At 69.5% G+C, this 14,239-nt stretch carries 13 protein-coding genes; 7 read left to right on the top strand and 6 right to left on the bottom strand.

What is annotated here, in order from left to right:
- The first annotated feature begins 131 nt into the window (after positions 1-131).
- Positions 132-1,676, top strand: coding sequence for an amino acid permease (locus tag Q9S78_RS03360; protein WP_311858704.1), 1,545 nt, complete (start codon positions 132-134; stop codon positions 1,674-1,676).
- Positions 1,677-1,786: 110 nt separating this feature from the next.
- Here the strand turns inward: Q9S78_RS03360 and Q9S78_RS03355 are convergent, their stop codons facing one another.
- Positions 1,787-2,272, bottom strand: a complete 486-nt coding sequence (locus Q9S78_RS03355) for a GNAT family N-acetyltransferase (RefSeq protein WP_311868852.1) — start codon at positions 2,270-2,272, stop codon at positions 1,787-1,789.
- Positions 2,273-2,353: 81 nt separating this feature from the next.
- On the opposite strand from Q9S78_RS03355, the gene Q9S78_RS03350 reads away from it, so the two are divergent.
- Positions 2,354-2,782 carry a GNAT family N-acetyltransferase gene (locus Q9S78_RS03350; RefSeq protein WP_311858700.1) on the top strand — a complete coding sequence of 143 codons (429 nt, stop codon included), beginning with the start codon at positions 2,354-2,356 and terminating at the stop codon, positions 2,780-2,782.
- A gap of 53 nt (positions 2,783-2,835) precedes the next feature.
- On the opposite strand, the gene Q9S78_RS03345 is transcribed toward Q9S78_RS03350, so the two are convergent.
- Entirely contained in the window at positions 2,836-5,361 is a 2,526-nt protein-coding gene (locus tag Q9S78_RS03345) for an ATP-dependent Clp protease ATP-binding subunit (RefSeq protein WP_026302767.1), read from the bottom strand.
- 171 nt (positions 5,362-5,532) lie between these two features.
- On the opposite strand from Q9S78_RS03345, the gene Q9S78_RS03340 reads away from it, so the two are divergent.
- Genes Q9S78_RS03340 through Q9S78_RS03325 form a run of 4 tightly spaced genes read left to right on the top strand, consistent with a single transcriptional unit; the run spans position 5,533 to position 7,856 of the window.
- Entirely contained in the window at positions 5,533-6,276 is a 744-nt protein-coding gene (locus Q9S78_RS03340; protein WP_311868850.1) for a hypothetical protein, read from the top strand.
- Between the two features lies 1 nt (position 6,277).
- Positions 6,278-7,045: a hypothetical protein gene (locus tag Q9S78_RS03335; RefSeq protein WP_018185731.1), complete on the top strand. Its 768-nt coding sequence runs from the start codon at positions 6,278-6,280 to the stop codon at positions 7,043-7,045.
- Positions 7,045-7,629, top strand: coding sequence for a hypothetical protein (locus Q9S78_RS03330; RefSeq protein WP_311868848.1), 585 nt, complete (start codon positions 7,045-7,047; stop codon positions 7,627-7,629). Before Q9S78_RS03335 ends, Q9S78_RS03330 begins: the two co-directional genes overlap by 1 nt.
- Positions 7,626-7,856, top strand: a complete 231-nt coding sequence (locus Q9S78_RS03325; RefSeq protein WP_018185733.1) for a helix-turn-helix domain-containing protein — start codon at positions 7,626-7,628, stop codon at positions 7,854-7,856. The genes Q9S78_RS03330 and Q9S78_RS03325 overlap by 4 nt, the downstream gene beginning before the upstream one ends.
- Positions 7,857-8,252: 396 nt before the next feature.
- Here Q9S78_RS03325 and Q9S78_RS03320 read toward each other — a convergent pair whose 3' ends face one another.
- The 3 genes from Q9S78_RS03320 to Q9S78_RS03310 form a co-directional block, all read right to left on the bottom strand.
- Positions 8,253-9,158: an endonuclease domain-containing protein gene (locus Q9S78_RS03320; RefSeq protein WP_311868846.1), complete on the bottom strand. Its 906-nt coding sequence runs from the start codon at positions 9,156-9,158 to the stop codon at positions 8,253-8,255.
- 91 nt (positions 9,159-9,249) lie between these two features.
- Positions 9,250-10,719: a cardiolipin synthase gene (gene cls, locus Q9S78_RS03315; protein WP_020097797.1), complete on the bottom strand. Its 1,470-nt coding sequence runs from the start codon at positions 10,717-10,719 to the stop codon at positions 9,250-9,252.
- Between the two features lie 27 nt (positions 10,720-10,746).
- Complete coding sequence (locus Q9S78_RS03310) at positions 10,747-10,947, bottom strand: hypothetical protein (RefSeq protein WP_020097796.1); 201 nt, start codon at positions 10,945-10,947, stop codon at positions 10,747-10,749.
- A 129-nt stretch (positions 10,948-11,076) separates the two neighbouring features.
- Here Q9S78_RS03310 and Q9S78_RS03305 point away from each other — a divergent pair, with 129 nt between their 5' ends.
- Entirely contained in the window at positions 11,077-12,171 is a 1,095-nt protein-coding gene (locus Q9S78_RS03305; protein WP_020097795.1) for a DUF4192 family protein, read from the top strand.
- Between the two features lie 34 nt (positions 12,172-12,205).
- On the opposite strand, the gene Q9S78_RS03300 is transcribed toward Q9S78_RS03305, so the two are convergent.
- Positions 12,206-14,212, bottom strand: coding sequence for a hypothetical protein (locus tag Q9S78_RS03300; RefSeq protein ID WP_311868844.1), 2,007 nt, complete (start codon positions 14,210-14,212; stop codon positions 12,206-12,208).
- Between the last annotated feature and the right edge of the window lie 27 nt (positions 14,213-14,239).

Below are 14,239 nucleotides of genomic sequence, written 5' to 3'. Positions count from 1 at the left end.
GGCTGTAACGAGAACGCTACATCCCAAAGGTAGACATGGCATACCAATAGACGCCACACTCTTCCGCAAGGCGTGAGCCAGCGCGCCGACCCGACGGCGCGCCTCGCGCCGACCCGCAGCCAGGAGGTCTCATGACGAATCCGAGCACCACTCCCCCCGCGACCGGCGGCGTGCGCTACGCCCGAGCCGAAGAGGGCTACTTCGAGAAACGCACCCTGAAGCGCTCCGCTGGAGTCTGGGGGCTCTGGGGCCTCGCCGTCGCCGCCGTCATCTCGGGCGACTTCTCGGGGTGGAACTTCGGCATCGACTTCGCCGGTTTCGGCGGCATGCTGATCGCCTTCGCCGTGCTCGTGCTCATGTACTACGGACTCACTTTCTCGATCGGCGAGATGGCCGCCGCGATGCCGCACACCGGCGGTGCCTACTCGTTCTCGCGTTCCGCGATGGGGCCGTGGGGAGGGCTCGCGACCGGTCTCGCGGAGACGATCGAGTACGTCGCGACTACTGCCGTCGTCGTCTACTTCTCCGGCTCGTACGCCGACAAGGCGCTGAACCTGCTCACCGGTGTGAGCCTGCCGCCGTGGTTGTGGTGGGTCATCCTCTACGCCCTCTTCATCGGGCTCAACGCCGCGGGCGCCGCGGTGTCGTTCGGCTTCGCGATCGTGGTCTCGATCATCTCGATCGGCATCATCGTCGTGTTCGGGGTGATGGCCGTCGCGTCCGGCGCGTTCAGCTGGGACTCCCTGTGGGACATGGCCCCCAACCCGGACGCGTTCGGCGCGTCCGTCTTCCTGCCCGAGGGAATCGGCGCGGTCCTGTTCGCGCTGCCCTTCGCCATGTGGTTCTTCCTGGGGATCGAAGAGCTTCCGCTGGCGGCTGAGGAATCGCACAACCCGGCCCGCGACATCCCTCGCGCCGGCCTCTGGGCGCGCGGCACCCTCATCGTGACGGGCCTCATCGTGCTCTTCATCAACACGGGCGTGCTCGGCGCGGAAGCGACCGGGCCGTCGACCGAGCCGTTGCTCGAAGGCTTCCAGGCGTTCCTGCCCGACCAGGCCGCCGCGATCCTGTCACTTCTCGCCCTCGTCGGCCTCCTCGCGTCGCTGATGGGCATCATGTTCGCCTACGGACGCAACATGTACTCCCTCTCGCGGGCCGGGTACTACCCGCGCTGGCTGTCACTGACCGGCAAGCGTCAGACCCCGTGGGTCGCGCTCACGTTCGGTGCCGTGCTCGGCTTCATCGCCCTCGTGATCCTGCAGGCCGCGGGCGGCGACACGAGCCCGGCCGGCGCGATCGTCCTGAACATCGCGGTGTGGGGCGCGGTGCTCGCGTACTTCCTGCAGATGGTGTCGTTCATCATCCTGCGGAAGAAGTTCCCGAACGCGGCGCGGCCCTACAAGAGCCCGTGGGGATTGTTCGGCGCCTACTCGGCCGCGATCATCGCCGCGATCGTCTTCGTCGGACTGCTGTTCAACGAGACGTTCCTCCTGGCGATCGTCGCGATCATCATCGTCTACGTCGTGATCTTCATCGGGTTCGCCGTTTACGGCCGTAAGCGCCTCATCCTCTCGCCAGAGGAGGAGTATGCGCTCTCGGGCGGCCTCCACGGCGACCCGCAGCGCGAGGGCTACGACGCCATGGAGAAGGACGTCTTCGGAGACACGCGCTCCTGATCGACCCGGACGGGCCGGGTGCTGCTGAGGGCGCACCCGGTCCGTTCGCACGTGCGGCCACGTTCGGATGCCTCGCGGCGCCGGCATCCCTCGCATCCGACGACAGCGGGTCAGAGCACGAGGCGGAGGCACACGAGCCGATCGCGCGACTCCCATGACGGCGCCTCGACGAAGCCCTGCCGCGCGTAGAGGGCGAGCGCGTCGGCACGCCAGTCCCAGACCGACAGGCGAAGTCCGGTCGCACCGACGGCACGCGCGCGGTCGGCGGCATCCGTCAGCAACGTCGACCCGGCGCCGGAGCGACGCCCCGCGGGCGCGACCCAGAGCCGCTTGATCTCGAGATCCGATCCCGACCGGTGCAGCACCGCCATCCCGATCGCGCTGCCGTCGCGCTCTGCGACGATCACCTCGGCGCCTGCGAAGGCTGCCGCAGGGTCGCGCACCTCGGCCGCGTAACGCTCGGGCAACGGGCCCCGCTCGGCGAGCCCCTGTTCGACCTTCTCGCCCTCGGTCTGCGCGTGATAGTCAGCCAGCATCGCAGCGACCAGGCCGAGATCGGCACCGTCGAGGACGGCCAGGCGAACGAGGAGAGGCACCCGACCATCCTCGCCTGTCAGCGGAGGCGACGAATCGCACGCGATATCTCGGCGTCGCGCCCGCCGGGGTTGAATGGACGGATGCGCTGGACGACCCGCCCCTCGACGCCCGCAGACGCGACGTGGATTGCTGAACTCCGCGCCGTCGTCATGCGCCCCGATCTCGAGCGTCTCGGCGTCTTCAGCCCCGAGCGGGTGCGGCAGCGGTTCCTCGACGCCTTCGATCCTGCCCTGACCCGGGTGATCGTCGTCGACGGGGCGGATGCCGGTTGCGTCGCCGTCCGCTCGGCCCCGGACGGTACGTGGATCGAGCACTTCTATCTGGACGAGCGTGTGCAGGGGCACGGTGTGGGGACGCAGGTCCTGCAGTCGGTCCTCGCCGAAGACCACCCGGGACCTTGGCGCATCAATGTCCTGCAGCAGAGCCCGGCCCGCCGCCTCTACGAGCGTCACGGCTTCATCCTCGACAGCGAGGACGAGGTCGACGTCTTCCTGGTCCGCCGGGACTGAACGACGAAGGGGTCGGATGCCTCTCGGCATCCGACCCCTGTCGTTCGTGTCGCTTACGACCCGGCGATGATGTCCGGGCTCGCGGTGATCTCGCCCGCGGCGCCCACACCGACCGCTTCGCGGCCTTCCTGGCGGGTCGTCGCGAAGACGAAGGCGTTGTTCTGGACGTCTACCGCGACGTGGTCGCCGGCGTTCAGCTCGCCACGGAGGATGCGCTCGGAGAGCTGGTCCTCGACCTCGCGCTGCATGGCGCGGCGCAGGGGCCGGGCACCGAGGGTCGGGTCGAACCCGATCTCGATGAGGCGGTCCTTGGCGGCATCCGTCAGCTCCACCGTCATGTCACGGTCGAGCAGACGCTCGCTGAGGCGCTTCGTGAACAGCGTCACGATCTGGCGCAGCTCGGCCTTGTTGAGCTGCGGGAAGACGATGACGTCGTCGACACGGTTGAGGAACTCGGGCTTGAAGTGACGCTTCAGCTCCTCGTCGACCTTGCCCTTCATCCGCTCGTAGGTCGTCTGCGAGTTGCCCTCGACCTGGAAGCCGACCGGACCACCGGCGATCGCCGACGAACCGAGGTTCGTCGTCATGATGATCACGGTGTTCTTGAAGTCGACCACGCGGCCCTGACCATCGGTCAGTCGACCCTCTTCGAGGATCTGCAGCAGCGAGTTGAAGATGTCCGGGTGGGCCTTCTCGATCTCGTCGAAGAGGACCACGGAGAACGGCTTGCGGCGCACCTTCTCGGTGAGCTGGCCGCCCTCTTCGAAGCCGACGAACCCGGGAGGGGCACCGAACAGTCGCGAGACCGTGTGCTTCTCGCCGAACTCCGACATGTCGAGGGAGATCAGCGCGCCCTCGTCGTCGAAGAGGAACTCGGCGAGCGCCTTGGCGAGCTCGGTCTTACCGACGCCCGTGGGGCCGGCGAAGATGAACGAGCCCGAGGGGCGGTTCGGGTCCTTGAGTCCGGCACGCTGGCGACGGATCGTGCGGGAGAGGGCCGCGATGGCCTCCTCCTGACCGATGACGCGCTGGTGCAGGGCCTTCTCCATGAAGACGAGACGGCTGGTCTCCTCTTCGGTGAGCTTGAAGACGGGGATGCCGGTGGCCTGCGCCAGCACCTCGGCGATCAGACCCTCGTCGACGACCGCGTGCGACGCGACGTCACCCGAGCGCCACTGCTTCTCGAGGCGCAGACGCTCGGCCAGGAGCGACTTCTCCTCGTCGCGCAGGGAGGCTGCCTTCTCGAAGTCCTGCTCCTCGCTGGCGGCTTCCTTGTCCTCGCGGACCTTGGCGATCTTCTCGTCGAATTCGCGCAGCTCCGGCGGGCTGGACAGGATCGACAGACGCAGGCGTGCGCCGGCCTCGTCGATCAGGTCGATGGCCTTGTCGGGCAGGAAGCGGTCCGAGACGTACCGGTCGGAGAGGTTCGCCGCGGCGACGATGGCGCCGTCGGTGATCTGCACCTTGTGGTGAGCCTCGTAGCGGTCGCGCAGGCCCTTCAGGATGTTGATCGCGTGGGGAAGGCTCGGCTCCGCCACCTGGATCGGCTGGAAACGGCGCTCCAACGCGGCATCCTTCTCGAAGTGCTTGCGGTACTCGTCGAGCGTCGTCGCACCGATCGTCTGCAGCTCACCGCGGGCGAGCAGCGGCTTCAGGATGCTGGCGGCGTCGATCGCGCCCTCGGCGGCACCCGCACCCACGAGGGTGTGGATCTCGTCGATGAAGACGATGATGTCGCCGCGCGTGCGGATCTCCTTGGTGACCTTCTTGAGGCGCTCCTCGAAGTCACCGCGGTAGCGGGAACCGGCGATCAGCGAACCGAGGTCGAGCGAGTAGACCTGCTTGTCCTTGAGCGTCTCGGGAACTTCGCCCTTGACGATCGCCTGAGCGAGGCCCTCGACGACGGCGGTCTTGCCGACACCGGGCTCACCGATGAGGACGGGGTTGTTCTTCGAGCGGCGCGACAGGATCTGCATCACGCGCTCGATCTCCTTCTCGCGCCCGATGACGGGGTCGAGCTTGTTGTCGCGCGCTGCCTGCGTAAGGTTGCGGCCGAACTGGTCGAGGACGGCGGAGCCGCCCTGCGCCGTGGCCTGGGCCTGCTCGCCGGCGCCGGAAGCGACGCCCGCGGGCTCCTTGCCCTGGTAGCCGCTGAGCAGCTGGATGACCTGCTGGCGCACCTTGTTCAGGTCGGCGCCGAGCTTGACGAGAACCTGCGCGGCGACGCCCTCACCCTCGCGGATGAGCCCGAGCAGGATGTGCTCGGTGCCGATGTAGTTGTGGCCCAGCTGCAGCGCTTCGCGCAGCGACAGCTCGAGCACCTTCTTGGCACGCGGCGTGAACGGGATGTGACCCGTAGGCTGCTGCTGCCCCTGCCCGATGATGTCCTGGACCTGCTCGCGCACGGCGTCGAGCGAGATGCCCAGGCTCTCGAGGGCCTTGGCGGCGACGCCTTCACCCTCGTGGATCAGGCCGAGGAGGATGTGCTCCGTGCCGATGTAGTTGTGGTTCAGCATCTTCGCCTCTTCTTGGGCGAGCACCACCACACGACGTGCACGGTCTGTGAATCTCTCGAACATCGTCTCCACCTCCACTCGACGCACTGGCGGCGTCTTACGTAGAGGCTAACGACGGCGGGATGCCGGTATGCCCGTGTTCGCCGTGGGCATACGGGATGCCGGGGCTTGCGGCCGCGGCATCCGTGGGCATAACGTTTGTCGATAACAACGAATGTCGTTATGGGGGCGGGAATGGTTTCTGGGACGGACATGCCGAGCGTGCTGTTGTGGGGCACCATCGGGCTCGCGATCGTCGCGGCGATCGTCGGGCTGATGGTGTGGGATGCGCGGCGCCGGAAGTCTCCGTCGGTCCTGCTCGACGTGATCGCTGCAATGGCCCGCGTGTGGGTGGCGATCGTGGTGCTCGGGATCGTCGTGACGATCATCCGCTGGGTGTCCGGCGGCCCATACGACCTGACTGAGATGCCTGTCTCGCTCAGGTGGCCGACCGAGCTCCCGTGCCAGTCGCGCGGCGGCGGGATCACAGGTGAGGGCGCTGTGCTGCACTGCGCGGTCGCCGATTCGGCGAGCGCCACGGTCAGTGGCCTCGACGGCGGACTGCGTGCGCTGCTCGGCTTCGGGAGCGTCCTCTCTCTGCTCGTCGCGGCGGTCCCAGGAGTAGTCATCGCCGTCCTCGGCCAGCGCGCCCTGACACGAGCGCCGTTCGCCGCTCGCTCCGCGCGGTGGCTGCTCGTCAGCGCGATCGTCGTGCTCGTGGCCGGCACGCTCGGGTCTCTCCTCAATGACGTCGGCTCGTTCCTGGTTGCACAATCCGTCCTGGCGGAGCCGATCGCCGACTCCCCTGTGACGGCGCCGAGGGCGTTCAGCCTGAACCCACCGGTATGGCCTCTCGGTGTGGCGCTGGGGCTCGGGGCGTTGAGCGTGATCTTCCAGCAGGGCGCGAGGTTGCAGCGCGAGACCGAAGGGTTGGTGTGACGTGGGCGGATTCACCTGGATGATCGGCATGGCCGCGATGCTCGTCGTGATCCTGATCGCGGCGATGATCCTCGCGTTCGTCCTTGCTGCGGGTGAGCGTCGACGCGAACAGAAGGACCCGACGTCCTTGGTGCGCGTCACCCAGATCGTGGCTGTCGTGTGGGCCGGAGTGTCGGCCGTCGGCGCACTCGTCACGCTCCTGTTCATCCTCCTCTCGCCGACAGTGTCGATCACCATGCCGATTCAAAGCTTCTGGCCAGAACTGCCCAGCCAGGTCCGCGCCGAGCCGACGGAGGCCACGCGCGTGAGCGGCGGCTTCGATTCCGTGACGCTCGACGTGGCGGGTCTGAACCCTGCCGCACGGATCACCTGGGCGATCAGTCAGGTCGCTGCCTGGCTGGTGCCCGCGTCGATTGCCGCTCTTGTCGCCGTTGCGTGCTCCCACCTCCTGTCCGGCCGCGGATTCGCTCCGGTGGTTGCGCGGATGGCGTCGGTGTCGGCCGTGTGCGTCACTGCCGGCGGCACTCTTGCGCAGGTGTTCGGAGACATCGCGGGAAGCGTGGCGTCGTCGCAGGTATTCGAGGTGACGGGCAGATCCTGGAAAGACATTCCCGGGATCGAAGACCCTTTCGCCGCCTGGGTTCCGCAGGCCAACCTCCTCATCACCTTCCCGTTCTGGCCCATCGCGGCAGGCCTCGGCCTCGCTGCTCTGGCTGCGTTCTTCCGCTACGGCTCCCGCCTCCAGCGGGACGTGACGGGGCTCGTCTGATGGCCGCCGGGACCCGGACCACGGGCGCGTTGGACCTCGTCGTCTACGGCGTCGCCGCCTCCCTCGCGGCATTGGCCGTCGCTGTGTTCCGCATCACCGAGATCCTGAGCCCCGAGGGCCCTGCCGTGACGGTCGGGGCGGATGCGGCATCCGCTGCACTGGGACTCTCGGTGGGGACGACGGTGGATACCGTGAGCGTCCGGGCGCCCGATCTCGGCGTCGGCGGCCGTTCCTGGATGATCGCGACGGTCCTGCTCGTCGCCGTCGCGAGCGTGGTCGTGGCCGCAGCGCTCATGCGCGTCGCTCTCGCCGTGCGCCGGGGACGCGTGTTCGCCGGGGGCGCCACCCGCGCGCTTGCGGTGATCGCCGGAACGCTGACGGCGGCCGTGTTCGCGTGGCCGATCGTCGACGGGATGGGGCGACAGCACGCGATGCAATCCCTCGGCATCCGGTTCGAGACGCTGTCGATGCTCGATCTGCTGCCCCTGCTGCCGATCCTGCTGGTCGCCGTCGCCGCGGCCGTGCTGGCGAGCGCCTTCGCGCAGGGCGAGCGACTGCAGCGCGACACCGAGGGGCTCGTGTGAGTCCGACCGAGGAGGACGAGCTCACCGGCATCCACTGTCGACTCGACGAACTGCTCGCCGAACGCGGGATGACGCTGACGCGCCTCTCCGAGATCGTCGGGGTCTCGGTTGTGAACCTGTCGATCCTCAAGAACGACCGCGCCCGCGCGATCCGGTACTCGACCCTGTCGGCCATCTGCCGCGCCCTCGACTGCGAGGTCGGCGAGCTGCTCGTGCGCGCGGACTGAGCCCGCCGCGCGTCGTGTGGCGTTGCGCGTTCGGTCGCGCCGAATGGCGACCTCCGCGTCCGTGTACCCGCCATACGGCGCGACTGAACGCACGCCCCGGGATTCACTCGCGCCATGTCGCGACCTCCGCACCCGTCTACCCGCCATACGGCGCGACTGAGCTCGGGCGAGCACACCCGCACCCGCATCTCGCATGCCCGGGCAACCCGCACATTCACTCGCGCCATATGGCGACCTCGAGGCTCGCGCACCCGCCATTCGGCGCGACTGAACACACGCCTCGCGATTCAGTCGCGCCGAACGGTGACCTTCGCGCCCGCGCACCCGCCATTCGGCGCGACCGAACGCCCGCGCCGCGCGACCGACCACGCACCGCCGCGCACCCAGCCGCACACCTCAGGCCAGAGCCCGCCCCAGTCGCGCGAGCAGGTCACGCGGGTCTCCGAACACGTCGCCCTTCGTCACCCGCAGCACCCGCCACCCGGCCTCGACCAGTCGGTCGTAGCGCGCGAGGTCGGCGGCCCACTGCGCCGGATCGGTCAGATGATGCTCGCCCTCGTACTCGAGCGCCACGCGCCGAGCCGGGTACGCGAGATCCACCTGCGCCAACCACATCCCCCGAGCGACGACGTCATGGTTCACGGCCGGAGGCGGGAAACCGGCGTCCACCACGATCAGGCGCAGCCACGTCTCGGGCCGCGACCTCGACCGCACCGAGACCCGCGGCAACGCCTCGCGCAGACGCGCGGCGCCGACACGACGGCCAGCCGCCACCGCGCGCGCGAGCTGCGTCCGCGTCGTGAGCGCCGGCGGATCGGCCGGGTGCATCGGCTCGCGCACAGCGGCATCCGCGGTCGCGACCAGATCGCGCACGTTCCCGAGCGCACCCCCGAGCATCGCCCAGGTCGTCGCGGGCGACGTCACCGGCACCCCGAACAGCGGATGCCGCACCACCCCCACCATCGACGGGTGCACCGCGTGTCCCACCACACCGGCCCCGGCTGGCGCGCGATGCGGCGCGCGCACGGAGACGTGCAGCGGCCCACCCGCGGAGGAGGGAAGCGGCATCCCCCACAATTCCGCGGCCGTCACGTGACTGAAGAAGACGTGCGGGCTCATCGCGCAGGCGTAGGCCGCGACCATCTGCGCAAGGTCGCCGTCGGGAACAGCCGTCGACCGTACGCCGTGGAACGGACGTGTCAGGTCCGCGGCCCGCAGTCGCGACCGGTTCACTCCCGCCGCGCGCGCCTGCGCGACCGAGAACGGCTCCCCGAGCCCGTCGGGGAGGGATCGCGCGCGCATCCCGTCACGGTCGCTGATGCGAAAGGCGAACGGATGCCGCGCCCCGCCCTGTGTGCGCAACGGCGGAAATTCGCCCGCCGGGGAGGAACCCCTACTGCAGCGCCGACGTCAGCCGGGCGAGGTTGTCGAGCACGACCGATCGCATAGGCCGCTTCTCCCATTCAGCGATCGTCAGCTCGCGCGACATGCCGCGGTACTGGTCCTCGACCGTGCGGAGCTGCTCGACGAACTCCGCCCCTCGGACGAGCATCGTCACCTCGAGGTTGAGGCCGAACGAGCGCATGTCCATGTTGCTCGACCCGACCACGGCGACCTCGTCGTCGATCGACATCGACTTGGAGTGCAGGATGTAAGGCCGCTTGTACATCCAGATCTTCACACCGGTCGCGAGCAGCTGCTCGTAGTAGCTGCGCTGCGCGTGGTAGACCATCGCCTGATCGCCCTCTTCGGACACGAACAGCTCGACCTCGACGCCGCGGTGGCAGGCGGTCTGGATCGCGAGGAGCAGTCCCTCGTCGGGCACGAAGTACGGGCTGACCATGACGATCTTCTTCTTCGCGCCGAAGATGAGGCTCAGGAACAGCTTCAGGTTGTTCTCGTATTCGAACCCCGGCCCGCTCGGGACGATCTGGCAGTCGAGGTCGCCGGTCCCGGCATCCATCAGGAAGTCGGATTCGACCGCGAACACCTCGCCGGTCTCGCCGTACCAATCCGAGACGAACACGGCCGAGAGGGATGCCACGACCGGCCCGTCGACGCGGACCATCAGGTCAACCCACTGCAGCCCGCGGCGCAGGTTCGTCTTCAGGTTGTAGCTGCGGTCGGTGACGTTCTGCGAACCGACGAACCCGACAGCGCCGTCGATCACGAGCAGCTTGCGGTGGTTGCGCAGGTCGGGCCGCTGGTACTTGCCCTTCAGCGGCTGCACCGGAAGCATCAGGTGCCACTCCGCGCCCATCCGCTCGAGGCGCGCAAGCGTCGCGTGATAGTTCGGCTTCCAGCGGTTCGCCCAGTGATCGAGCAGCACTCGGACCCTCACCCCGCGGGCGGCCGCGCGCTCGAGCGCGGCGAAGAAGCCGTCGGTGGCGCCGTCGGACTGCAGGATGTAGAACTCGACATGCACGTAGCGCTGGGCGCGGTCGATCTCGGACGCCATCGTGTCGAGGCTGCCCTGGTAGTCCGAGATGATCTGCGCCCCGTTGTCCCCGGCCATGGGAAGAGCGCCGAGCTTGCGGTTCAGGCCGACAAGCTGCGTGAACCACTCGGGGGCGTCGGGGCGGAGCGTGCCGAAGTCGAGACCCTCGCTCGCGGCACGGAAGGCGTCGTTGATCGACTCCTGCTCCTTGCGGCGCTTGCGCGGAAGACGCGGGTTGCCGATGAGGAGGAAGAGGAGGATGCCGAAGACCGGGATGAAGTAGATCGCCAGCAGCCAGGCCATCGCCGCGGTCGGGCGGCGGTTGCGCGGGATGATGAAGACCGCGATGGCGCGCACCGAGATGTCGAACAGGAGGACGAGGACGATCCACCACGTCCACGTCCAGTCGACGCTGATGCTGATCACGAGGCCCCCAGAGAGTGTGGGGTCAGCCTATCGTTTGGCGGATCGACCGGCGGTTTCGTCGCGGGGAGGAAGACCTCGCTTGCTCCGCTCCTCCGCCTCGACCTGCGCGTAGAGCTTTCGCTCGGTGCGGTCCATGCGAAGGATGCTGCGGATCACGAAGGCGAAGAGCCCGGCCACCACGATCGTGGGGATCAGTCCCCAGATGACCGCGCTCCAGACCTCATCCATGTCTCCATCGTAATGTGCCGGTGCGGCCGGACGGCGCGGAGCTCCCCTAACCGGGGGCATCCTCGGCGGATCGTCCACAGCCTCGCATCCTCGCGCCCGCGAGGGGTCCCGCCCGACGACCGTGGGGCCATGTCGACCATCGTCACCGCCGCGGATTCCGCGCACTTCCTCGCCCTCGTCCCCCGCCTGCTCGGGTTCACCCCCACCGAGAGCCTCGTCGTCGTCCCGATGACCCGCGGGCGCAGTCTCGGCGCCCTGCGCATCGACCTGCCACCCCGGGGCGCTCCGCTCGATCCCGTCGCGTCGACCGTCGTCGGCATGATCTGCCGGGTGTCGGATGCCGATGGTTTCACCGCGGTCGTCTACACGGCGGCATCCGCTCGTCGCCGACTCCCCCACGGCGACCTGGCCGAGGCGCTCGAACGGGCTGCGGCGACCTGCGGACTCGGGATCGTCGACGCGCTCACCGTCGCGAGCGACGGCTGGGGCTCGCACTATGACGAGCGGCTGCCCCGCGGCGGCCGCGCGCTCGCAGAACTCGAGCGTCACCTGCCCCGCCTGGATCACGACCAGCACGACGGCGCCGCATTGCCGACCGCGGACCCCGTCGTCATCGCGGACGTCGCCGCCGCCCTGCAGTCGCTCGAGTCGGCGCTGGCCGTGCTGTGCGGCATCCCGGCCCTGGCGGATGCCCCGACGCGCATCGATCCGGCGGCGCTCGAGGCGGGCTGCGCGCTCGACGACCTGCCCGCCCTGTTCGAGACCTGCCTGACGTGGGATGCCGCGCACCTCGACCCGATGCGGACGGCCGTGCTCGCGTGGTGCCTCGCACGTCCGTCGCTCCGGGACGTCGGGATCGTGCAGTGGGCGACCGACCGGGCCGGAGGGGATGCCGCCCTCGACGCGCAACGCCGGTGGGAGGACGGCGAGGAGTACCCCGCCGACCTGGCGTCGGTCATGTGGGGCGAGAGCCAACGGCCCGACCCGACCCGGCTCGAGGCGGCGCTCGAGCTGGTGCGGCACGTGGCCGCCCGCACGCCCGAGGCCCACCGGGCGGGTCCGCTGGCGACTGCCGCATGGCTCGCCTGGGCGCTCGGACGCTCGACCCACGCCGATCGTCACGCCGCGGCGGCGCTGCGCCTCGAACGCGAGCACGGACTCGGCGAGATCGTGCGATCGTTCGTGGCGCACGCCCACCTGCCCGACTGGGCCTTCCGGCGATGACCGGGCCGCGGCATCCCACGGCCCGGTCGGATCGTCACCGCTCGACGATCGCGAAGCCGCCGGCGGGCAGGGTGAGGACGCCCGTGCGGTCCTTCTTGGCGCGCACTTCGCGCCCGCGGTCGTCGTAGACCGCGAGGTCGCCGGCGCCCACCCTGACCTTCTGCGGCGAGCGCGCCGCCGAGTGCACGAGTTCGGTGCGCGCACCGCCGTCGCCCTCGAGCACGAGGCGGGAGACGAACGGCCGGACGAGGATGCCGTCGAGCTGCACCTCGCCGCGCGTCGACACGACGCGCAGCTCGTCACGCGAACCGGGCAGGGCCTTCTGCAGCGTGTGCGGATGCATCGCACCCGGTGTCGGTGAGATGCCCTGCCGAGGACCGGTGAGCTGCAGGCTCCCCAGTCGGCCGCGGTCGCTCGTCCACGTCGACGACGTACGTTCGCCGACCTCCGACCAGACCACGGGCTCGATCCATCGATCCGTGCCCGCCGTACCGACGTCGAACACCGCGGTCTCACCGCGCGACAGCGTCAGCTTGTCGCCCGACCAGCTCGACTCGCCCGTCCACGACTCCGGCGTCGAGATCTCACCCGTCGTGCGGGCGGCATCCTCCGCCTCGACCCACGTGAGCCCCTCGCGGTCGCCGACCTCGGTCAGCGAGAGGGCATGACGCCGGACGTTCGGGTGGGCGTCGAGCGCGAGCGCGGTGAGCAACCCGTGGATCGTGGACTCCGCACCACTGTTGCGGTTGACGGTGCCGTCCGGCTGCAGACCGTCGTAGGTGACGCCGGTCGCCGGGTCGTACATGCGCTGACCGGCGTGGTTGGCGCCGAAGAACCAGGCGGCCTGCATCGCTGCGAGGTCCTCGAACCCCTCCGACCCGGTCGCGTCGGCGACCCCTAGGAGCGACTGCACCCGCGAGTCGGCGCCGTAGGCGATCTGCACCCGGTCGACCGGGCTCGGGTTCCACCCGTTGTCGGGTCCGCCCGCGATGAGCAGGGTGGTCGTGAAGCTCGTCGCGTCCGCGACGGCGGGACGAGCGAGCGCACGGTCCTTCAGGACGACGGATGCCGCGGCCAGCGCCGCCGGCATCTGCGAGCCCCACGCGTGCCAGATCGCCGGAGACTCCGCCCACGGCAGCACGGCTCGGTACGGCCACTCCCGCGTCGACCCGTCCGACATCGCGGCGATGCCCTTCGCGAGCTGGCGGAGCGCCGTCGCCGAGGCCCGGTCGGGACTCGCGGCGACACGCGCCGCCAACCCGAGCACGGCCTCAGCCGAGGCATCCGCCCCGTTCGTGATGAGCCAGGCCGGCACGCGCTTGCCGTCCGAGACCGTCCAGGTGCCGTACCTGGACAGGACCTGGCGGTTCAGCGCGCCGAGAGAGAGGTCGAAGCGATCGTCGAGGAAGGCGGCGAAGGCGGGGTCCTCATCCTTGAACGCGGCGTAGCCCTCGCCGAGCGCCCACAGGGTGCGGGCGAGCCAGTAGCTCGGCCCGCTGTCGGACGGGTCGGGGAGCTCGACGGGCTCGGGAGAGGGATTGAAGGTGCCGTCCGGCTGCATCCAGAGGACGACGTTGCCGGCATCCGGACCATCGGTCGTCTGGAAGTACGCGACCGAGCGGAGCAGTTCGTACGCGGTGTCGCGACTGTCGTCGTCGCCGGTGAGCTCCCAGTGGCGGATGTAGACCACGGCGGCACGGGTGATGTCGTCGGCGTTGTAGGCCCCCTGGCCCCAGTAGCCGGTCTCGGGGTCGAGGGGTCCGCCGCCTACCCGCTCGAACGTTCCACCGTCCCGGGCATCGGCATAGGTCCAGGGCATGACGAGCGCGGGCTCCTCGGCCTGTCGGTAGGTGCTGTGCCCGTCGACGTCGGCGGGCGGCGTCGCTTCGTCGAGCAGGAAGTCGAGGTGCGCGAGGTTCGTGACGGGAGGGTCGGCGGGCGCCGCGGCAGCGGCGGTGACGCCGAGCGGGACGGTCAGGGCGAGCGCGGCGAGCGCGGTGAGGCCGACGGTCCTCGCACGACGGTGTGCAGAGGTGTTCACGGGGGGATTCCTTTCGTTGCGGTGCCG

Origin of the sequence: Microbacterium aquilitoris (genome assembly GCF_031932285.1) — a bacterium.
GTDB lineage: Bacteria > Actinomycetota > Actinomycetes > Actinomycetales > Microbacteriaceae > Microbacterium > Microbacterium aquilitoris.
Note: the sequence above shows the minus strand (reverse complement) of the source record. Positions and strands in the feature narration are given on the sequence as shown.

Coding starts and splice junctions, on each gene's coding strand:
- Q9S78_RS03310 (WP_020097796.1), bottom strand. CDS start 10,947: ATGGATGAGGTCTGGAGCGCGGTCATCTGGGGACTGATCCCCACGATC.
- Q9S78_RS03305 (WP_020097795.1), top strand. CDS start 11,077: ATGTCGACCATCGTCACCGCCGCGGATTCCGCGCACTTCCTCGCCCTC.
- Q9S78_RS03360 (WP_311858704.1), top strand. CDS start 132: ATGACGAATCCGAGCACCACTCCCCCCGCGACCGGCGGCGTGCGCTAC.
- Q9S78_RS03330 (WP_311868848.1), top strand. CDS start 7,045: ATGGCCGCCGGGACCCGGACCACGGGCGCGTTGGACCTCGTCGTCTAC.
- Q9S78_RS03340 (WP_311868850.1), top strand. CDS start 5,533: ATGGTTTCTGGGACGGACATGCCGAGCGTGCTGTTGTGGGGCACCATC.
- Q9S78_RS03350 (WP_311858700.1), top strand. CDS start 2,354: ATGCGCTGGACGACCCGCCCCTCGACGCCCGCAGACGCGACGTGGATT.
- Q9S78_RS03320 (WP_311868846.1), bottom strand. CDS start 9,158: ATGCGCGCGCGATCCCTCCCCGACGGGCTCGGGGAGCCGTTCTCGGTC.
- Q9S78_RS03345 (WP_026302767.1), bottom strand. CDS start 5,361: ATGTTCGAGAGATTCACAGACCGTGCACGTCGTGTGGTGGTGCTCGCC.